This window comes from Enterobacter sp. BIDMC 30, assembly GCF_000534355.1.
GTDB classification, from domain to species: Bacteria; Pseudomonadota; Gammaproteobacteria; order Enterobacterales; family Enterobacteriaceae; genus Enterobacter; species Enterobacter ludwigii.
Genome location: NZ_KI973169.1, coordinates 4,227,157 through 4,247,131, shown reverse-complemented (window position 1 = coordinate 4,247,131; position 19,975 = coordinate 4,227,157). Strand labels below are relative to the sequence as shown.

Below are 19,975 nucleotides of genomic sequence, written 5' to 3'. Positions count from 1 at the left end.
CCTATATTAGGCCAATAATTCTTCCCGATGAAGTGAGGAGGTAAATTATGAAGAGGTCTACCGCACGTCAGTTTTATCAGCGTTATTTTTCAGCGACGCAGGGAGCGTCCTGGCTGGCCCGCCAGTGTGCAGAGCAACGGTTGAAAATCCTGGAAGATCTGATGCAGTGGGACGTTACGAAACCGACCTCTTCTTGCTAACTCGCCTCGATCATGTGTGACTGAGTATTGGTGCTTATCACCCGCCAGCAAAATGTTTTTGCTGGCTTTTTTCGTTTACTATTCACCCACTTTCGATTCGCTTTCACAAGGACTTGCGCATGCTCTGGTTGATGACGATGGGGCGACGCCTGAACGGCGTGTATGCCGCTTTTATGCTGGTGGCCTTTATGATGGGCGTGGCGGGGGCCTTGCAGGCTCCGACGCTGAGTCTGTTTCTCAGCCGTGAGGTGGGGGCGCAGCCGTTTTGGGTGGGGCTGTTTTATACCGTGAACGCCATCGCCGGGATCCTGGTCAGTCTGGCACTGGCAAAACGATCGGACAATCGGGGCGATCGTCGCAAACTGATCCTCTTTTGCTGCGCCATGGCCGTGGGTAACGCGCTGCTGTTTGCCTTCAATCGCCATTACCTGACGCTGATTACCTGCGGCGTGCTTCTGGCGTCCCTCGCCAATACCGCCATGCCGCAGCTGTTCGCGCTGGCCCGTGAATACGCGGATAACTCGGCGCGGGAAGTGGTGATGTTCAGCTCGGTCATGCGTGCGCAGCTCTCTCTGGCCTGGGTGATCGGCCCGCCGCTGGCGTTTATGCTGGCGCTGAACTATGGCTTTACCACCATGTTTTCTATCGCTGCCGGCATTTTTGTCATCAGCCTGATACTGATTGCCTTTGCGCTACCCTCGGTGGCGCGAGTGGAGCAGACGACCGATAAACCCATCACCCAGGTGAGCGGCTGGCAGGATAAAAACGTCCGCATGCTGTTTATCGCGTCCATGCTGATGTGGACCTGCAACACCATGTACATCATTGATATGCCGCTGTGGATCAGCAGCGATCTGGGGTTGCCGGACAAGCTTGCGGGGATCCTGATGGGGACGGCTGCCGGCCTGGAAATTCCGGCGATGATCCTGGCGGGTTATTACGTTAAGCGTTTTGGAAAGCGTCGCATGATGATCGTCGCCGTGGCGGCGGGAGTGCTTTTTTATCTGGGGCTGATCGTCTTCCATTCGCGCGAAGCACTGCTTGCGCTGCAGCTGTTTAATGCCGTGTTTATTGGCATCGTGGCCGGGATTGGGATGCTCTGGTTCCAGGACTTAATGCCGGGACGGGCAGGCTCTGCCACTACGCTCTTTACCAACAGCATTTCAACGGGCGTTATTCTGGCAGGGGTGATTCAGGGGGCGTTGTCACAAACCTACGGTCACGCGTCAGTGTACTGGATGATTGCGGCCATTTCCGTGGTGACGCTGGTGCTAACCTGCCGGGTAAAAGATGTGTGATTCTGGAAGGCGGCTTCACGAAATAAAACGATTTTCTGACAGGGTCTGAGAAGGCGCATAGAGCGCGTGGCGTCAGCCGAGGCTGTTTGCCTCAGGCTGACGCAAGAGGCAAACAGTGATGAGGCCCACATCAATTAACACTGAGGGTGTACTGCACCATTTTGTTGGACGATGTTGATCTTCACCGGGATGGTACGCAGCCTACCCCATAAACGCAGGCTGTTTTTGCTCATAGGCGGAGATGGCATCTTCGTGCTGCAGCGTCAGGCCAATACTGTCCAGGCCATTCAGCATGCAGTGACGACGAAAGGCGTCAATGCTGAAGCTGTAGGATTTATCACCCGCTTTCACCACTTCCGCTTCCAGATCCACTTCAAACGAAATCCCAGGATTTGCCTTCACCAGGGCGAACAATTCGTCTACCTGCGCATCGCTCAGCGTCACCGGCAGCAGCTGGTTATTAAAGCTGTTGCCGTAGAAGATATCGGCAAAGCTTGGGGCGATAACCACTTTGAACCCGTAGTCGGTGAGCGCCCAGGGTGCATGTTCACGGGAAGAGCCGCAGCCAAAGTTTTCACGCGCCAGCAGAATCGATGCGCCTTTAAACTCCGGGAAGTTCAGCACGAACTCGGGATTGGGCACTTCGCCTTTGTCATCCAGGAAGCGCCAGTCGTTAAACAGATGCGCGCCAAACCCGGTACGGGTCACCTTCTGCAAAAACTGCTTTGGAATGATGGCGTCAGTGTCGACGTTAGCGGCGTCCAGTGGGACAACCCGGCCCGTATGTTGGGTAAATTTCTCTGCCATGATTGTCTCCTTATTTCAGGCTGCGAATATCGGCGAAATGACCGGTCACTGCCGCAGCGGCGGCCATTGCCGGGCTGACCAGGTGAGTACGCCCACCGCGGCCCTGACGGCCTTCAAAGTTACGGTTACTGGTGGAGGCACAACGCTCGCCAGGATTCAGGCGGTCATTGTTCATGGCCAGGCACATGGAGCAGCCAGGCAGGCGCCATTCGAAGCCCGCTTCGATAAAGATCTTATCCAGGCCTTCGGCTTCCGCCTGGGCTTTCACCGGGCCAGAGCCCGGCACAACCAGCGCCTGAACGCCCGGTGCCACTTTGCGGCCTTTGGCAATCTCGGCCGCCGCGCGCAAATCTTCGATACGGGAGTTGGTGCAGGAGCCGATAAACACTTTATCAATGGTCACGTCAGTCAACGGAATGCCTGGCTTCAGACCCATATAGGCCAGCGCTTTTTCCGCACTGGCGCGCTCGACCGGATCGCTGAAAGAGGCCGGGTCAGGAATGTTATCGTTGACGGAAATCACCTGGCCCGGGTTGGTTCCCCAGGTCACCTGTGGCGCAATGTCTTCCGCCTGCAGCGTAACCACGGTGTCAAACGTCGCACCATCGTCGGTTTTCAGGGTTTTCCAGTACGCAACCGCCTCAATAAAATCCTGGTCTTTCGGCGCGTGCAGACGGCCCTTCACATAGCTGAAGGTTGTTTCGTCTGGCGCAACCAGGCCCGCTTTCGCCCCCATCTCAATGGCCATGTTGCAGAGCGTCATACGGCCCTCCATGCTCAGTGCCTGGATGGCTTCACCGCAGAATTCAACCACGTGACCGGTGCCGCCTGCGCTGCCGGTTTTACCGATGATGGCCAGCACGATGTCTTTGGCGGTAATGCCCGGGGCCGCTTTGCCTTTCACTTCAATCTTCATGGTTTTGGCGCGGCCCTGTTTCAGGGTCTGCGTCGCCAGAACATGTTCAACTTCAGAGGTACCAATACCGAACGCCAGGGCCCCAAACGCGCCGTGGGTGGCCGTGTGGGAGTCACCGCAGACAATGGTCATGCCTGGCAGGGTGATGCCCTGTTCTGGCCCCATCACGTGGACGATACCCTGATACGGGTGGTTCAGATCGTAGAGCTCGACGCCAAATTCATTGCAGTTTTTGATCAGCTCCTGCATCTGGATACGCGCCATTTCGCCCGACGCATTGATATCTTTGGTTTGCGTGGAGACGTTGTGATCCATTGTCGCGAAGGTTTTACCTGGCTGGCGCACCGGGCGCTTATGCGCACGCAGTCCGTCGAATGCCTGAGGGGAGGTAACCTCGTGCACCAGATGGCGATCGATATACAACAGTGGGGTTTCGTTTGGTGCCTCGTAGACTACGTGCGCATCAAACAATTTTTCATATAACGTTTTCGCCATGATTACACCCCTTCAGCGACATAGCGGGCAATAATGTCGCCCATTTCATCGGTACTGACTGCCGCCGTGCCGCGTGCTAAATCACCGGTACGGACACCTTCTTCTAACGCACGGTTAATGGCGTTTTCAATTGCGGTTGCTGCATCACCGGCATCAAGGCTGTAGCGCAACAGCAAGGCCAGGGAGAGGATCTGCGCAATCGGGTTGGCAATGTTTTTGCCGGCGATATCGGGCGCGGAGCCGCCTGCAGGTTCGTACAGGCCAAATCCCTCTTCATTGAGGCTGGCTGATGGCAACATCCCCATAGAGCCTGTGATCATTGCGCATTCGTCCGAGAGAATATCGCCGAACAGGTTGGAACACAGCAGAACGTCAAACTGCGACGGATCTTTAATCAGCTGCATGGTCGCGTTGTCGATGTACATATGGGACAGTTCGACATCCGGATACTGTTTCGCGACTTCACTGACGATTTCACGCCACAAAATAGAAGACTGCAGAACGTTCGCTTTATCGATAGACGTCACTTTATGGCGGCGTTTGCGCGCCGACTCAAAGGCGATATGGGCGATACGTTCAATTTCAAAACGGTGATAGACCTCGGTATCAAAGGCTTTTTCATGCTGACCGCTGCCTTCGCGCCCTTTAGGCTGCCCGAAGTAGATCCCGCCGGTCAGTTCACGCACGCACAGGATGTCAAAGCCGTTAGCCGCGATATCTGCACGCAGCGGACAGAACGTTTCCAGCCCCTGGTACAGCTTCGCCGGACGCAGGTTGCTGAACAATTTAAAATGTTTACGCAGTGGCAGCAGCGCGCCGCGCTCAGGCTGCTCGGCGGGCGGCAGGTGTTCCCATTTAGGGCCACCCACGGAGCCAAACAGCACAGCATCCGCATTTTCACACCCTTCAACGGTCGCTTTTGGCAGCGGAGTACCGTGATTATCGATGGCGATACCGCCCACATCATAGTGGCTGGTGGAGATTTTCATCGCAAAACGCGAACGAACGGCTTCCAGTACTTTCAGCGCCTGTGCCATCACTTCCGGGCCAATACCGTCACCCGGTAACACAGCAATATGGTAATTCTTCGACATTACACGGTTTCCTTGTTGTTCTCTTTATTCTGAGCTTTGCGTTGCAACTCTTTTTCAACTTCAGCGGCGCGCCAGATGTTGTTCAGCACGTGGACCATCGCCTTCGCGGAGGATTCAACAATATCCGTCGCCAGGCCCACACCGTGGAAACGACGGCCATTGTGGGTGACCACGATATCAACCTGACCCAGGGCATTCTCACCGTGGCCCTTGGCCGTCAGGTCATATTTCACCAGCTCTACGTCGTACTCGGTGACGCGGTTAATTGCGCGGTAAATGGCATCAACCGGGCCATTGCCGTTTGCCGCTTCGGCCTTAATGTCTTCGCCACAGGCCAGTTTGACCGAGGCAGTCGCAATGTCGCTGGAGCCTGACTGCACGCTGAAGTAATCGAGGCGGAAGTGCTCAGGCTCTTCCTGCTGTTTATTGATGAAGGCCAGCGCTTCCAGGTCATAGTCGAATACCTGACCTTTTTTATCGGCCAGCTTCAGGAAGGCGTCGTACAGCTGATCCATGTTGTAATCGCTGTCCTTATAACCCATCTCTTCCATACGGTGTTTCACCGCCGCACGACCGGAACGGGAGGTCAGGTTCAACTGAACCTGGTTCAGGCCGATGGATTCCGGGGTCATGATTTCGTAGTTTTCACGGTTTTTCAGCACGCCATCCTGATGAATACCGGAGGAGTGCGCAAAGGCGCCGGTACCCACAATCGCCTTGTTAGCCGGGATGGGCATGTTGCAGATCTGGCTGACGGTCTGGCTGGTACGCCAGATTTCGTTGTGATTGATGCGGGTATGCACATTCATGATGTCTTTGCGCACTTTGATCGCCATGATCACTTCTTCCAGTGAACAGTTACCTGCACGTTCACCGATGCCGTTCATCGCGCCTTCTACCTGACGTGCACCGGCGTGCACCGCAGCGATGGCGTTGCCAACGGCCAGCCCCAGGTCATCGTGGGTATGTACGGAGATAATCGCTTGATCAATGTTTGGTACGCGTTCATACAGACCGGTAATGATGTTGGAGAACTCAAACGGCATGGTGTAGCCGACAGTGTCCGGGATGTTGATGGTTTTAGCGCCCGCATTGATGGCAGCTTCCACCACGCGCGCCAAATCTTCAATCGGCGTACGGCCAGCATCTTCACAGGAGAATTCAACGTCATCCGTGTAGTTACGGGCACGTTTGACCATGTAGACCGCGCGCTCAATGACCTCATCCAGCGTGCTGCGCAGCTTGGTGGCAATGTGCATAGGAGAGGTAGCAATAAAGGTATGAATACGGAATGCTTCGGCAACCTTCAACGACTCGGCTGCAACATCGATATCTTTTTCCACACAGCGTGCCAGGCCACAGACGCGGCTGTTCTTAATGGTACGCGCAATGGTCTGCACGGATTCGAAGTCACCCGGAGAAGAGACAGGGAAACCGACCTCCATCACGTCGACACCCATACGTTCGAGAGCCAGCGCGATCTGCAGTTTCTCTTTCACACTCAGGCTTGCCTGTAATGCCTGTTCACCGTCACGTAAAGTTGTATCGAAAATAATGACTTGCTGGCTCATGGGTTAGGTCCTTGTCAGTCTTAGGGCGCCTTGCTACGAGCATAAAAAAACCCGCGCAGTGGCGCGGGTTTTTAGTCTTACTGGTGACGATTCAACGCTGAATTTCGCCCGCCAGTCTACCGCGCACAGTGGATGCGTTTAGTAGTAGTAGACCGGTGAAACGAATGGTGCGAATCATGAATCGTGCTCCGTTAAATTCAATATGCTTTTAGTGGTACTGGATACGACTGTGCATGTCAACCCCTGCAGGCAAAAACGCACCCGGCTGGCCAGGTTGACAGGATATGTGCTTTAGCTAATTGTGCTGGGTTTTGCTTTTCCGACCCTACAAATTGTCTAATTTTGGACTGAGAAAAAGGTTGCAGAAATAATTGAATATAATTGTGATGAATAACTTAAAAGTTCGCTACTCAATTGTGTGGGGCGCAAATGGGTTTGATATCATTAAGTTATAAATGCGGTGAATGTTTTTTATCACTTCGGATGTCTTATGGTTATTACAGATTGTTAACTTATTTAATCGGGGTTGCAATAACAGTTTAATAATACTTAAGACATCATTAACCCGCTGACGATTGTATATTGGTCTGGTTTATGGTTTCATTCAAATCCTAAAGTGAATCATATCATTTGCAGTGGTGTTTATTTTATCGTTTGTCAGCGGCGAAAAGTCATTTTCGCTAAACTGTTATTTATATTTTCCGAATTTAAAATAATTCTCTTTCGCTGATCGTATATGCATGGTAAATCATATTCTTCGGAATTATTACAGTACGTTGGCAAAGGGAGTGTAGCGTGACAGTGGAGTCAGAAGTGCCAGAAATTAATATTAAACAACCTCAAACTACTGATGGGATTAAACCGCAGTTACGTACGGTGGACCTTAATCTGCTCACGGTATTTGATGCTGTCATGCAGGAGCAGAATATCACCCGGGCGGCCCATACGTTGGGGATGTCTCAGCCCGCGGTCAGTAATGCTGTTGCCAGACTTAAGGTTATGTTTAACGACGAGTTATTCGTTCGTTACGGGAGAGGAATACAGCCTACCGCACGGGCATTCCAGTTATTCGGCTCTATCCGTCAGGCGTTGCAGCTGGTTCAGAACGAGCTGCCAGGGTCAGGCTTTGAACCTTTAAGCAGTGAGCGTGTATTCAATCTTTGTGTTTGCAGTCCGTTAGATAATTATTTGACGTCGATTATTTATAATAAAGTTGAAGAGATCGCTCCCAATATCCATCTGGTTTTTAAATCATCCTTAAATCAAAACACAGAGCATCAGTTACGCTACCAGGAGACCGAGTTCGTTCTGGGATATGAAGAATTTCGACGTCCCGAATTTTCTTGCGTTCCGCTGTTTAAAGATGAAATGGTGTTGGTCGCCAGTAAAAAACACCCCCGACTCAATTCTCCGCTTCGGGAAAGTGACGTTTATAGTGAGCAGCATGCTGTTGTTGCGCTCGACAGATATGCTTCCTTTAGCCTGCCGTGGTATGACACGGCGGATAAACAGGCAAGCGTTGCTTATCAGGGAATGGCAATGGTCAGCGTATTGAACGTGGTCTCGCAGACACATCTGGTGGCTATTGCACCACGCTGGCTGGCTGAGGAGTTTTCCGGTCAACTACAACTGCAAATGTTGCCGTTGCCGCTCAAGCTGAATAGCCGTACCTGCTATCTCTCCTGGCATGAAGCCGCCGGTCGGGATAAAGGGCACCAGTGGATGGAAGAGTTGCTGATCAGTATTTGCCGTCGATAAGCGCATCAGGATAAATTGCATTTTCGCGTGTGATTTATCCTGGTTTTTTCTCTGTTATTGTTATTTTATTCTGTTGTGAATTTTTTCTTACTGCTCTCTGGCTCGCAAAAATAGATGATTTCCTGAATCGACGCGCTTTTCAGCGATGATTAATCATCTCATCCTCTAATACCAGATGAATTGACCATATCCTTCCTTAATACCTGTTTTTTCTGCTTTGCGAACCGTTTAGCTCACCCGGTCTGCTAATTGCCTGCCTCATAACGAGCGGTTAAGGTAACGATCACTCTGCAAAATATAAGATTGGTTTAACCCAGTCGTAAGACGGTGCGGAAATGAATTCTGCAACTCGTCTATAACAAAATGCCTGGAGGCAAAGCATGGAGATGTTGTCTGGCGCGGAAATGGTCGTCCGATCGTTAATCGATCAGGGCGTGAAGCAAGTGTTCGGTTATCCCGGCGGCGCAGTCCTGGATATTTATGATGCGCTTCATACGGTAGGCGGCATTGACCATGTTTTAGTACGCCACGAGCAGGCGGCGGTACATATGGCTGACGGGCTGGCCCGCGCGACAGGTGAAGTAGGCGTGGTATTAGTGACGTCAGGTCCCGGCGCGACAAACGCCATCACCGGCATTGCCACGGCGTATATGGACTCTATCCCGCTGGTTATTCTTTCCGGCCAAGTGGCGACGTCACTGATCGGCTACGACGCATTTCAGGAGTGCGACATGGTGGGGATTTCGCGTCCCGTTGTGAAGCACAGCTTCCTGGTTAAGCAAACTGAAGACATCCCGGGGATATTGAAAAAAGCCTTCTGGCTGGCAGCAAGCGGGCGTCCCGGCCCGGTGGTGGTCGATCTGCCGAAAGATATCTTGAACCCGGCGAACAAGCTTCCTTATGTCTGGCCGGAGTCGGTGAGCATGCGCTCATACAACCCAACGACGCAGGGCCACAAGGGGCAGATCAAACGTGCCTTGCAAACGCTGCTGGCCGCCAAAAAACCGGTAGTCTATGTCGGTGGTGGGGCAATCAATTCTGCCTGTGAAGGGCAGCTTCGGGAGCTTATCGAGAAACTCAATCTTCCCGTTGCGTCGTCGCTGATGGGGCTGGGCGCTTTCCCGGCAACTCACCGTCAGGCTCTGGGGATGCTGGGTATGCACGGTACCTATGAAGCCAACATGACGATGCACCATTCCGATGTGATCTTTGCCGTCGGCGTGCGCTTTGACGATCGCACCACCAACAATCTGGCGAAATACTGCCCGAACGCCACCGTGCTTCATATTGATATCGATCCCACTTCTATTTCGAAAACGGTGTCTGCGGATGTGCCGATCGTCGGTGATGCCCGCCAGGTGCTGGAGCAAATGCTGGATCTGCTGGCACAGGAGCCCCCTTCCCAGCCGCTGGATGAGATCCGTGACTGGTGGCAGCAGATCGAACAATGGCGTGCGCGTCAGTGCCTGAAGTATGACACGCAAAGCGACAGCATTAAGCCGCAGGCGGTGATCGAAACTATCTGGCGGCTGACGAAAGGCGAGGCATACGTGACGTCTGACGTGGGTCAGCATCAGATGTTTGCCGCCCTTTATTATCCGTTTGATAAACCGCGCCACTGGATTAACTCCGGAGGGTTAGGAACGATGGGCTTTGGCTTGCCTGCCGCACTGGGCGTCAAGCTGGCTCTGCCTGACGAAACCGTCGTCTGCGTGACGGGAGACGGCAGTATTCAGATGAACATCCAGGAGCTGTCGACGGCCCTTCAGTATGAGCTGCCGGTACTGGTGCTGAACCTGAATAACGGTTATCTCGGGATGGTGAAGCAGTGGCAGGACATGATCTACTCTGGTCGTCACTCTCAGTCCTACATGACGTCACTGCCGGACTTTGTTCGTCTGGCTGAAGCCTACGGCCATATTGGGATGCGAGTGACCGATCCGGCAGAGCTGGAAACGAAGCTCGGTGAAGCGCTTGAGCACGTTAAAAATAACCGCCTCGTTTTTATGGATGTCATTGTTGATGGCACCGAGCACGTATACCCGATGCATATTCGCGGTGGTGGTATGGATGAAATGTGGTTAAGCAAAACGGAGAGAACCTGATATGCGCCGGATATTATCTGTTTTACTGGAAAACGAGTCTGGCGCACTGTCGCGCGTCATTGGCCTTTTTGCACAGCGCGGCTATAACATTGAAAGCCTGACCGTTGCGCCGACTGACGATCCGACGCTGTCGCGCATGACCATCCAGACCGTCGGCGATGCCAAAGTGCTTGAGCAGATCGAGAAACAGCTGCATAAGCTGGTCGATGTTCTGCGCGTCAGCGAGCTGGGGCAGGGTGCCTACGTTGAGCGAGAGGTCATGCTGGTGAAAATCCAGGCCAGCGGTTACGGGCGCGAGGAAGTGAAACGTAATACGGATATCTTCCGTGGGCAGATTATAGACGTCACGCCTTCTATATATACGGTTCAGCTGGCCGGAACGAGTGACAAGCTGGATGCCTTCCTGGCATCTGTGCGGGATGTGGCAAAAATTGTTGAGGTTGCGAGATCGGGCGTTGTTGGCCTGTCACGCGGCGATAAGATCATGCGTTAGTTGTCTAAAAGGTTCGCCTCTTTCTGCCCGGTCACCAAAGCCGGGCTTTTTTTTGTGTAATCAGCCGACAACAGAGATAAAAGCGGTTGCCGCGAAGGCTATTCTGCGTTTAGATGTTAAAAGATTTAACCATAACCTTGCCAAGGCCATGGACTCTTTTCATTTTTTAAGGGGCAATTGTGAAACTGGATGAAATCGCCCGGCTAGCCGGCGTGTCACGAACAACGGCCAGCTATGTGATTAACGGTAAAGCAAAGCAGTACCGTGTCAGCGATAAGACCGTTGAAAAAGTTATGGCGGTGGTTCGTGAACATAACTACCATCCGAATGCTGTCGCAGCTGGCCTGCGTGCCGGACGCACCCGCTCTATTGGCCTGGTGATCCCGGATCTGGAAAACACCAGCTATACCCGTATCGCCAACTATCTTGAACGTCAGGCGCGCCAGCGTGGCTATCAGTTGCTGATTGCCTGCTCGGAAGACCAGCCCGACAACGAGATGCGCTGTATTGAGCATCTGCTCCAGCGTCAGGTCGATGCCATCATCGTCTCCACCTCTTTACCGCCTGAACACCCGTTTTATCAGCGCTGGGCGAACGACCCATTCCCGATTGTGGCGCTGGATCGTGCGCTCGACAGGGAGCATTTCACGAGCGTCGTCGGTGCCGATCAGGATGATGCCGAGATGCTGGCGGCAGAGCTGAGAACCTTCCCGGCTGAAACGGTGCTGTATCTGGGGGCGCTGCCTGAACTGTCAGTCAGCTTCCTGCGTGAACAGGGGTTCAGAACCGCCTGGAAAGACGATCCCCGTGAGGTGCACTACCTCTATGCCAACAGCTATGAACGTGAAGCGGCCGCACAGCTTTTTGAGAAATGGCTGGAAACGCACCCGATGCCGCAGGCGCTATTCACCACCTCATTTGCTCTGCTGCAGGGGGTGATGGATGTGACCTTACGCCGTGAGGGTAAACTGCCTTCCGACCTGGCCATCGCGACCTTCGGTGATAACGAGCTGCTCGACTTCCTCCAGTGCCCGGTTCTGGCGGTGGCTCAACGCCATCGTGATGTGGCTGAACGCGTGCTGGAAATTGTGCTGGCAAGTCTGGACGAGCCGCGTAAACCGAAGCCGGGTCTGACGCGTATTAAACGTAATCTTTACCATCGCGGAATTTTGAGCCGCCATAAATGAAATGACGGGGCGGAGAAATCTGCCCCCTTTTGACGAAATAATTCGCCGGGATAATTCCCGTAGAGAAATTAGGATAATTCTTGCGAATTTACCTTCTGCTATTTTTCTTAATTCATTTTGGCGTTTAATGGTTCCTTTAAAGGACGTTTAAACGATTTTAAACGCCTGTCTTTGTATTATTTTGTTACAAACCCTCTTCCGGCGATGAATATTCAGACGTTTTTCCTTCTCCTGTGCCAGCTTGCACGGCAACCGCCGCGTTTAGCGAGCGACAGGGTGAATCTGGCGCTGTTATCCCCTGAGAATCTGTCATAAAATGCTGCCCGCGTCGCAAACTGACACTTTATATTTATCTGCGATGATATTGAGTGAGCCTTAACGCTAGTGTGCATATTCGGTTTTTTTCTTACAAATATTCATAACGTTAATTTTGCCTCGCCAGTTGTGCAGTTATTAACCAGGACTGTTTATCTCTGTAAATAGAGGCCTTTCGGGCCTGTATAGGGAGAGTCCTGGCTTGACAAGCTTTTCCCTCGCTCCGTAAACTCCTTTAGGTGGGAATTTGTGGGTTAAAGTGGTGAGGAGGGGTGAGACTGGCATGTTCCGTGGAGCTACGTTAGTCAATCTCGACAGCAAAGGGCGTTTATCGGTACCAACCCGATACCGCGACCAGCTGATTGAGAACGCTACGGGTCAAATGGTTTGCACCATTGACATCAACTCCCCCTGCCTGCTGCTTTACCCCTTACCTGAATGGGAAATTATTGAGCAAAAGCTGTCGCGACTGTCGAGCATGAACCCGCAGGAACGCCGCGTGCAGCGGTTGTTATTGGGACATGCCAGTGAATGTCAGATGGATAGCGCAGGCCGGTTACTGATTGCCCCTGTGTTACGGCAACATGCCGGTCTGACCAAAGAAGTGATGCTGGTCGGGCAGTTCAACAAGTTTGAACTGTGGGATGAAACGACCTGGTATCAACAGGTCAAGGAAGATATCGACGCTGAGCAGTCTGATTCCGCGACATTATCGGAACGGCTGCAGGACTTGTCTCTATAAATATGATGGAAAATTACAAACATAAAACGGTGCTGCTGGATGAGGCCGTTAACGGCCTGAATATTCGTCCGGACGGCATCTACATTGATGGCACTTTTGGTCGCGGTGGCCACTCGCGTTTAATCCTCTCCCAGCTTGGAGCGGAAGGGCGTCTGCTGGCAATCGATCGCGATCCGCAGGCAATTGCCGTTGCGCAAACCATCGATGACCCACGCTTTTCCATCGTGCATGGACCTTTCTCTGCGCTTGCTGATTATGTTGCCGAGCGCGGCCTGACGGGCAAGATCGACGGAATCCTTCTCGATCTTGGCGTCTCTTCACCCCAGCTTGATGATGCTGAACGCGGCTTCTCTTTTATGCGCGATGGTCCACTGGACATGCGCATGGATCCGACTCGCGGTCAGTCTGCCGCCGAGTGGTTACAAACCGCGGACGAAGCGGATATTGCCTGGGTGATCAAAACCTTCGGCGAGGAGCGTTTTGGCAAGCGTATCGCGCGCGCCATCGTTGAGCGTAATCGCATTGAGCCGATGACCCGCACGAAAGAGCTGGCCGAGGTGATCGCGGCGGCGACGCCGGTGAAGGATAAGCACAAACATCCCGCGACCCGTACCTTCCAGGCGGTTCGCATCTGGGTAAACAGTGAACTGGAGGAAATAGAGCTGGCGCTAAAAAGCTCGCTCGACGTGCTGGCCCCGGGTGGGCGGTTATCCATCATCAGCTTCCATTCGCTGGAAGACCGCATTGTGAAGCGCTTTATGCGTGAACAAAGCCGCGGTCCACAGGTTCCAGCGGGGCTGCCGATGACGGAAGAACAACTCAGGAAGCTGGGTGGCCGTCAGTTGCGAGCATTAGGCAAGTTGATGCCGGGCGAAGAAGAAGTGGCACAGAATCCACGCGCCCGTAGTTCAGTGCTGCGTGTTGCAGAGAGGACGAACGCATGATCGGCAGAGTGACAGAGACCCTAAGCAAAGTTAAGGATTCGTTAGGAAGCAACGAGCGCCATGCCTTGCCTGGCGTGATCGGCGACGATCTTTTGCGGTTTGGGAAACTGCCACTCTGTCTGTTCATTTGCATCATTGTCACGGCCGTCACGGTGGTCACGACTGCCCACCACACACGCTTATTAACTGCGCAACGCGAGCAGATGGTACTGGAACGCGATGCGCTGGATATTGAATGGCGAAACCTGATCCTTGAAGAAAATGCGCTCGGCGATCACAGCCGGGTTGAACGGATCGCAACGGAAAAGCTGCAATTGCAGCATGTTGATCCTTCTCAGGAAAATATTGTAGTACAAAAATAAGGGAAAACGCGACGCATGAGAGCAGCGGCAAAAACGCTTAAACCAAAACGTCAGGAAGAACAGGCCAACTTTATCAGTTGGCGTTTTGCGTTGCTTTGCGGCTGCATTTTACTGGCGCTGGGTTTCCTGCTGGGACGCGTGGCATGGTTGCAAATCATCGCCCCTGACATGCTGGTTCGACAGGGCGACATGCGTTCCCTTCGCGTTCAGGAAGTGTCGACGTCCCGCGGGATGATCACCGACCGATCAGGCCGTCCACTGGCCGTGAGCGTACCGGTTAAAGCCATCTGGGCCGATCCGAAAGAGCTGCACGATGCGGGTGGCATTACGCTTGATAACCGCTGGAAGGCGCTCTCGGATGCCCTGAAAATGCCGCTGGATCAGCTCGCTTCCCGCGTCAACGCCAATCCAAAAGGGCGTTTTATCTATCTGGCGCGTCAGGTCAACCCTGACATGGCGGACTACATTCGTAAGCTGAAGCTGCCGGGTATTCACCTTCGTGAAGAATCCCGCCGCTACTATCCTTCCGGCGAAGTAACCGCTCACCTCATTGGCTTTACCAACGTTGATAGCCAGGGGATTGAAGGCGTTGAAAAAAGCTTCGATAAATGGCTCACTGGTCAGCCTGGCGAGCGAATTGTTCGTAAAGACCGCTACGGCCGCGTTATCGAAGATATCTCTTCCACTGACAGTCAGGCGGCACACAACCTGGCGCTGAGTATTGATGAGCGTCTGCAGGCATTGGTCTACCGCGAGCTGAACAACGCCGTCGCCTTCAACAAGGCGGAATCCGGCAGCGCTGTGCTGGTGGACGTCAGTACGGGCGAAGTGCTGGCGATGGCCAACAGCCCGTCCTATAACCCGAACAACTTTACCGGCACCGCAAAAGATGCGATGCGTAACCGGGCGATTACCGACGTGTTCGAACCGGGCTCCACGGTGAAACCGATGGTGGTCATGACGGCGCTTCAGCGTGGCATCGTCAATGAAAACACGGTTCTGAACACGATCCCTTACCGTATTAACGGCCACGAGATTAAAGACGTGGCGCGCTACAGCGAATTGACCCTGACCGGGGTTTTACAGAAGTCGAGTAACGTTGGCGTTTCAAAGCTGGCGTTAGCGATGCCGTCCTCAGCGTTAGTAGAGACTTACTCACGTTTTGGGCTTGGAAAGGCGACCAATTTGGGGTTGGTCGGAGAACGCAGTGGCTTATATCCTCAAAAACAACGGTGGTCTGACATAGAGAGGGCCACCTTCTCTTTCGGCTACGGGCTAATGGTAACGCCGTTACAGTTAGCGCGAGTCTACGCAACGATTGGCAGCTATGGCGTCTATCGTCCGCTGTCCATTACCAAAGTTGATCCACCGGTTCCAGGTGAGCGTATCTTCCCGGAATCCATCGTTCGTACCGTCGTTCATATGATGGAAAGCGTGGCGCTGCCTGGCGGCGGCGGCGTGAAGGCGGCGATCAAAGGCTATCGCATCGCCATCAAAACCGGTACCGCGAAAAAAGTGGGGCCAGACGGCCGTTACATCAACAAATACATTGCCTATACCGCAGGCGTTGCGCCTGCCAGTAATCCGCGTTTTGCGCTGGTGGTCGTCATTAACGATCCACAGGCGGGTAAATACTACGGCGGCGCCGTTTCCGCGCCTGTGTTCGGGGCCATCATGGGCGGCGTGTTGCGCACCATGAACATCGAACCGGATGCGCTGGCAACGGGCGAGAAAAGTGAATTTGTAATTAATCAAGGCGAGGGTACAGGTGGCAGATCGTAATTTGCGCGACCTTCTCGCTCCGTGGGTGCCTAATGCACCGGAGCGAGCACTGCGAGAGATGGTACTGGACAGCCGTGCGGCTGCTTCTGGCGATCTTTTTGTGGCGGTGGTCGGTCATCAGGCGGACGGGCGTCGTTATATCCCGCAGGCGATTGCGCAAGGTGTTGCTGCCATTATTGCTGAGGCCAAAGATGAGGCAACTGACGGTGAAATCCGTGAAATGCACGGGGTGCCGGTCATCTATCTCAGCCAGTTAAACGAGCGTCTTTCTGCGCTGGCCGGACGTTTCTATCACGAACCGTCCGATCGGCTGCGTCTGGTGGGCGTGACAGGTACAAACGGCAAAACCACGACCACGCAGCTCATGGCGCAGTGGGCGCAGCTGCTGGGTGAAACCGGTGCGGTCATGGGAACTGTCGGTAACGGTCTGTTGGGCAAAGTGAGCCCGACCGAAAACACCACCGGCTCCGCAGTCGACGTACAGCACGTGCTGGCCGGCCTGGCAGGGCAGGGGGCAACCTTTGCCGCGATGGAAGTCTCTTCCCACGGTCTGGTGCAGCACCGCGTGGCGGCGCTGAAGTTTGCCGCCTCGGTATTCACTAACCTGAGCCGCGATCACCTTGATTATCATGGTGATATGGAGCATTACGAAGCGGCGAAATGGCTGCTCTACTCCACCCACCATAGCGGACAGGCCATCATCAACGCTGACGACGAAGTCGGTCGCCGCTGGCTGGCGAAGCTGCCGGATGCGGTTGCGGTGTCGATGGAAGACCATATCAACCCGAACTGCCACGGCCGCTGGCTGAAGGCGGTTGCGGTGGATTATCACGACAGTGGCGCCACCATTCGTTTTAGCTCCTCATGGGGTGACGGTGAAATTGAAAGCCGTCTGATGGGCGCGTTTAACGTCAGCAACCTGCTGCTGGCGCTGGCGACGCTGCTGGCGCTGGGTTATCCGATGAACGCGCTGCTGGAAACGGCTGAGCGTCTGCAGCCGGTATGCGGCCGTATGGAAGTGTTCAGCGCGCCGGGCAAACCGACCGTGGTGGTCGATTATGCCCACACGCCGGACGCACTGGAAAAAGCACTGGAAGCGGCGCGTCTGCACTGCACCGGTAAGCTCTGGTGTGTGTTTGGCTGCGGTGGCGACCGTGATAAGGGCAAACGTCCACTGATGGGTGCCATTGCTGAACAGTTCGCGGATATTCCGGTTGTGACCGATGACAACCCGCGTACTGAAGAGCCGCGCGCCATTATTAACGACATTCTGTCGGGCATGCTGGATGCAGGCCGCGCCCGCGTGGTGGAAGGCCGTGCGGAAGCCGTGACCAACGCCATCATGCAAGCTCAGGAAAACGACGTTGTGCTGCTGGCCGGGAAAGGCCATGAGGATTATCAGATTGTTGGCAACCGTCGTCTTGATTATTCGGACCGCGTCACGGCCGCGCGTCTGCTGGGAGTCGTGGCATGATTAGCATCACCTTAAGTCAGGCCGCTGCGGTACTGCAGGGCGAGCTGCTGGGTCACGATCTGACCATCGAGGCCGTGACGACCGATACCCGCAAAGTGACCCCGGGTTGTCTGTTTGTGGCGCTGAAGGGCGAACGTTTTGACGCGCATGATTTTGCACAACAGGCCAGGGAGAATGGTGCAGGGGCGCTGCTGGTCAGCCGTAAACTCGCGGTCGATCTGCCGCAGATCGTGGTGAAAGATACCCGTCTGGCATTCGGCGAGCTGGCGGCTTGGGTTCGTCAGCAGATACCGACGCGCGTCGTCGCGCTGACCGGTTCATCAGGCAAAACCTCTGTGAAAGAGATGACTGCGGCCATCCTGAGCCAGTGCGGAAATACGCTCTATACGGCAGGCAACCTTAACAATGATATCGGCGTGCCGATGACATTACTTCGCCTGACCAAAGAGCATGAATTTGCCGTGATCGAGTTAGGGGCAAACCACCAGGGTGAAATCGCCTGGACCGTGAGCCTGACGCGCCCGGAAGCAGCGCTGGTGAATAACCTGGCCGCTGCACATCTGGAAGGTTTTGGTTCGCTGGAAGGCGTGGCGAAAGCTAAAGGCGAGATCTATACCGGCCTGCCGGAAGACGGTATCGCCATTATGAATGCCGACAACAATGACTGGCTGAACTGGCAACAGATCATTGGTTCCCGCAAGACCTGGCGCTTCTCGCCGAATGCGGCCAACAGTGATTTTACCGCGACCAATATTCATGTGACTTCGCATGGCACGGAATTCACCCTTAATACCCCAACCGGTGGCATTGAGGTGCTTCTGCCATTGCCGGGTCGTCATAATATCGCCAATGCGCTCGCGGCAGCGGCGCTGTCGATGGCGGTTGGTGCGTCGCATCAGGCGATTAAAACCGGTCTGGCAAATTTAAAAGCCGTGCCGGGGCGTCTGTTCCCGATCCAGCTTGCGGAAAACAAACTGCTTCTGGATGACTCCTATAACGCGAACGTCGGCTCAATGACCGCGGCGGTGCAGGTGTTGTCTGAGATGCCAGGTTATCGCGTGCTGGTAGTGGGCGATATGGCTGAGCTGGGTGATGAAAGCGAAGCCTGCCATGTCCAGGTGGGGGACGCGGCGAAAGCGGCAGGTATTGATTGCGTGCTGAGCGCTGGAAAACTGAGCCAGGCGATTAGCCATGCCAGCGGTGTTGGCGAGCACTTTGCCGATAAAGCCGCGCTGATTGAACGCCTTACGGCATTGATGACAGAAAAACAAATTGTGACTGTGTTAGTGAAAGGTTCACGTAGTGCCGCCATGGAAGAGGTTGTGCACGCATTACAGGAGAACGGGACATGTTAGTTTGGCTGGCCGAACATTTGGTCAAATATTATTCAGGCTTTAACGTCTTTTCCTATCTGACGTTTCGCGCCATTGTCAGCCTGCTGACTGCGCTGTTCATCTCTTTGTGGATGGGCCCGCGCATGATTGCCCGTCTGCAAAAACTCTCCTTCGGTCAGGTTGTGCGTAACGACGGTCCGGAGTCGCACTTCAGCAAGCGGGGTACGCCGACCATGGGCGGGATCATGATCCTGACCGCGATCGTTGTTTCCGTACTGCTGTGGGCTTATCCCTCTAACCCGTACGTCTGGTGCGTACTTACCGTGCTGGTGGGCTACGGCATCATTGGGTTTGTTGATGATTACCGCAAGGTCGTGCGTAAAGACACCAAAGGTCTGATCGCCCGCTGGAAATACTTCTGGATGTCGGTGATTGCGCTGGGCGTGGCCTTCGCGCTGTATCTGGCAGGAAAAGACACCCCCGCCACCGAGTTGGTGGTGCCGTTCTTTAAAGATGTGATGCCGCAGCTGGGGCTGTTCTACATTCTGCTGGCCTACTTCGTCATCGTGGGCACCGGTAACGCCGTAAACCTGACCGACGGTCTGGATGGCCTGGCGATTATGCCAACCGTCTTCGTCGCCGCCGGTTTTGCGCTGGTGGCGTGGGCCACCGGTAATATGAACTTTGCTAACTATCTGCACATTCCATACCTGCGACACGCAGGCGAACTGGTTATCGTCTGTACGGCGATTGTCGGGGCGGGACTGGGCTTCCTGTGGTTCAACACCTACCCGGCGCAGGTCTTTATGGGTGACGTCGGTTCACTGGCTCTGGGCGGCGCGCTGGGCATTATTGCCGTACTGCTGCGCCAGGAGTTCCTGCTGGTGATTATGGGTGGGGTATTTGTGGTTGAAACCCTTTCAGTGATTTTGCAGGTCGGGTCCTTCAAGCTGCGCGGTCAGCGCATCTTCCGTATGGCACCGATTCACCATCACTATGAACTGAAAGGCTGGCCGGAACCGCGCGTGATTGTGCGCTTCTGGATTATTTCGCTGATGCTGGTGCTGATTGGCCTGGCAACGCTGAAGGTACGTTAAT

Annotated in this window: 18 protein-coding genes; 13 read left to right on the top strand and 5 right to left on the bottom strand. The window is 54.2% G+C overall.

What is annotated here, in order from left to right; genetic code table 11:
- Positions 1-47: 47 nt before the first annotated feature.
- Together sgrT and L466_RS02475 are read left to right on the top strand one after the other, a co-directional pair.
- Positions 48-200 carry a glucose uptake inhibitor SgrT gene (gene sgrT / locus L466_RS02470; RefSeq protein ID WP_014168612.1) on the top strand — a complete coding sequence of 51 codons (153 nt, stop codon included), beginning with the start codon at positions 48-50 and terminating at the stop codon, positions 198-200.
- 119 nt (positions 201-319) lie between these two features.
- On the top strand, positions 320-1,498 hold the full coding sequence (locus L466_RS02475; RefSeq protein ID WP_020882570.1) for a sugar efflux transporter: 1,179 nt from the start codon (positions 320-322) through the stop codon (positions 1,496-1,498).
- A 201-nt stretch (positions 1,499-1,699) separates the two neighbouring features.
- Here L466_RS02475 and leuD read toward each other — a convergent pair whose 3' ends face one another.
- The 5 genes from leuD to leuL form a co-directional block, all read right to left on the bottom strand.
- The gene (gene leuD, locus L466_RS02480) at positions 1,700-2,305 is read right to left on the bottom strand and encodes a 3-isopropylmalate dehydratase small subunit (protein ID WP_014168614.1); all 606 of its coding nucleotides are present in this window, start codon (positions 2,303-2,305) and stop codon (positions 1,700-1,702) included.
- A 10-nt stretch (positions 2,306-2,315) separates the two neighbouring features.
- Positions 2,316-3,716, bottom strand: coding sequence for a 3-isopropylmalate dehydratase large subunit (gene leuC / locus L466_RS02485; protein WP_020882571.1), 1,401 nt, complete (start codon positions 3,714-3,716; stop codon positions 2,316-2,318).
- Positions 3,717-3,718: 2 nt separating this feature from the next.
- Complete coding sequence (gene leuB, locus L466_RS02490) at positions 3,719-4,810, bottom strand: 3-isopropylmalate dehydrogenase (RefSeq protein WP_032679621.1); 1,092 nt, start codon at positions 4,808-4,810, stop codon at positions 3,719-3,721.
- On the bottom strand, positions 4,810-6,381 hold the full coding sequence (leuA, locus tag L466_RS02495) for a 2-isopropylmalate synthase (protein ID WP_014168617.1): 1,572 nt from the start codon (positions 6,379-6,381) through the stop codon (positions 4,810-4,812). Before leuA ends, leuB begins: the two co-directional genes overlap by 1 nt.
- A gap of 91 nt (positions 6,382-6,472) precedes the next feature.
- Positions 6,473-6,559, bottom strand: a complete 87-nt coding sequence (leuL, locus tag L466_RS24155) for a leu operon leader peptide (RefSeq protein WP_071530973.1) — start codon at positions 6,557-6,559, stop codon at positions 6,473-6,475.
- Positions 6,560-7,194: 635 nt separating this feature from the next.
- On the opposite strand from leuL, the gene leuO reads away from it, so the two are divergent.
- From leuO to mraY, 11 genes are all read left to right on the top strand, one after another.
- Positions 7,195-8,139: a transcriptional regulator LeuO gene (gene leuO / locus L466_RS02500; protein WP_032669418.1), complete on the top strand. Its 945-nt coding sequence runs from the start codon at positions 7,195-7,197 to the stop codon at positions 8,137-8,139.
- 380 nt (positions 8,140-8,519) lie between these two features.
- A complete protein-coding gene (gene ilvI / locus L466_RS02505; protein ID WP_014168620.1) occupies positions 8,520-10,244 on the top strand; it encodes an acetolactate synthase 3 large subunit in 1,725 nt (574 codons plus the stop codon).
- A gap of 1 nt (position 10,245) precedes the next feature.
- Positions 10,246-10,737, top strand: a complete 492-nt coding sequence (ilvN, locus tag L466_RS02510; RefSeq protein ID WP_003856371.1) for an acetolactate synthase small subunit — start codon at positions 10,246-10,248, stop codon at positions 10,735-10,737.
- Positions 10,738-10,916: 179 nt separating this feature from the next.
- Positions 10,917-11,924: a catabolite repressor/activator gene (gene cra, locus L466_RS02515; RefSeq protein WP_014168621.1), complete on the top strand. Its 1,008-nt coding sequence runs from the start codon at positions 10,917-10,919 to the stop codon at positions 11,922-11,924.
- 598 nt (positions 11,925-12,522) lie between these two features.
- Positions 12,523-12,981, top strand: coding sequence for a division/cell wall cluster transcriptional repressor MraZ (gene mraZ / locus L466_RS02520; RefSeq protein ID WP_025205427.1), 459 nt, complete (start codon positions 12,523-12,525; stop codon positions 12,979-12,981).
- Positions 12,982-12,983: 2 nt separating this feature from the next.
- Positions 12,984-13,925, top strand: a complete 942-nt coding sequence (gene rsmH / locus L466_RS02525; RefSeq protein WP_014168623.1) for a 16S rRNA (cytosine(1402)-N(4))-methyltransferase RsmH — start codon at positions 12,984-12,986, stop codon at positions 13,923-13,925.
- Positions 13,922-14,287, top strand: coding sequence for a cell division protein FtsL (ftsL, locus tag L466_RS02530; protein WP_008501989.1), 366 nt, complete (start codon positions 13,922-13,924; stop codon positions 14,285-14,287). Before rsmH ends, ftsL begins: the two co-directional genes overlap by 4 nt.
- 15 nt (positions 14,288-14,302) lie before the next feature.
- Positions 14,303-16,069 carry a peptidoglycan glycosyltransferase FtsI gene (locus L466_RS02535; RefSeq protein ID WP_014168624.1) on the top strand — a complete coding sequence of 589 codons (1,767 nt, stop codon included), beginning with the start codon at positions 14,303-14,305 and terminating at the stop codon, positions 16,067-16,069.
- Complete coding sequence (gene murE, locus L466_RS02540) at positions 16,056-17,543, top strand: UDP-N-acetylmuramoyl-L-alanyl-D-glutamate--2,6-diaminopimelate ligase (RefSeq protein WP_014168625.1); 1,488 nt, start codon at positions 16,056-16,058, stop codon at positions 17,541-17,543. The genes L466_RS02535 and murE overlap by 14 nt, the downstream gene beginning before the upstream one ends.
- A complete protein-coding gene (gene murF / locus L466_RS02545; RefSeq protein WP_032681669.1) occupies positions 17,540-18,898 on the top strand; it encodes a UDP-N-acetylmuramoyl-tripeptide--D-alanyl-D-alanine ligase in 1,359 nt (452 codons plus the stop codon). Before murE ends, murF begins: the two co-directional genes overlap by 4 nt.
- Entirely contained in the window at positions 18,892-19,974 is a 1,083-nt protein-coding gene (mraY, locus tag L466_RS02550; protein WP_008501985.1) for a phospho-N-acetylmuramoyl-pentapeptide-transferase, read from the top strand. The genes murF and mraY overlap by 7 nt, the downstream gene beginning before the upstream one ends.
- Position 19,975: the final 1 nt, after the last annotated feature.

Coding starts and splice junctions, on each gene's coding strand:
- mraY (WP_008501985.1), top strand. CDS start 18,892: ATGTTAGTTTGGCTGGCCGAACATTTGGTCAAATATTATTCAGGCTTT.
- leuD (WP_014168614.1), bottom strand. CDS start 2,305: ATGGCAGAGAAATTTACCCAACATACGGGCCGGGTTGTCCCACTGGAC.
- L466_RS02475 (WP_020882570.1), top strand. CDS start 320: ATGCTCTGGTTGATGACGATGGGGCGACGCCTGAACGGCGTGTATGCC.
- sgrT (WP_014168612.1), top strand. CDS start 48: ATGAAGAGGTCTACCGCACGTCAGTTTTATCAGCGTTATTTTTCAGCG.
- ilvI (WP_014168620.1), top strand. CDS start 8,520: ATGGAGATGTTGTCTGGCGCGGAAATGGTCGTCCGATCGTTAATCGAT.
- ftsL (WP_008501989.1), top strand. CDS start 13,922: ATGATCGGCAGAGTGACAGAGACCCTAAGCAAAGTTAAGGATTCGTTA.
- leuC (WP_020882571.1), bottom strand. CDS start 3,716: ATGGCGAAAACGTTATATGAAAAATTGTTTGATGCGCACGTAGTCTAC.
- leuA (WP_014168617.1), bottom strand. CDS start 6,381: ATGAGCCAGCAAGTCATTATTTTCGATACAACTTTACGTGACGGTGAA.
- L466_RS02535 (WP_014168624.1), top strand. CDS start 14,303: ATGAGAGCAGCGGCAAAAACGCTTAAACCAAAACGTCAGGAAGAACAG.
- rsmH (WP_014168623.1), top strand. CDS start 12,984: ATGATGGAAAATTACAAACATAAAACGGTGCTGCTGGATGAGGCCGTT.
- ilvN (WP_003856371.1), top strand. CDS start 10,246: ATGCGCCGGATATTATCTGTTTTACTGGAAAACGAGTCTGGCGCACTG.
- leuB (WP_032679621.1), bottom strand. CDS start 4,810: ATGTCGAAGAATTACCATATTGCTGTGTTACCGGGTGACGGTATTGGC.
- murF (WP_032681669.1), top strand. CDS start 17,540: ATGATTAGCATCACCTTAAGTCAGGCCGCTGCGGTACTGCAGGGCGAG.
- mraZ (WP_025205427.1), top strand. CDS start 12,523: ATGTTCCGTGGAGCTACGTTAGTCAATCTCGACAGCAAAGGGCGTTTA.
- leuL (WP_071530973.1), bottom strand. CDS start 6,559: ATGATTCGCACCATTCGTTTCACCGGTCTACTACTACTAAACGCATCC.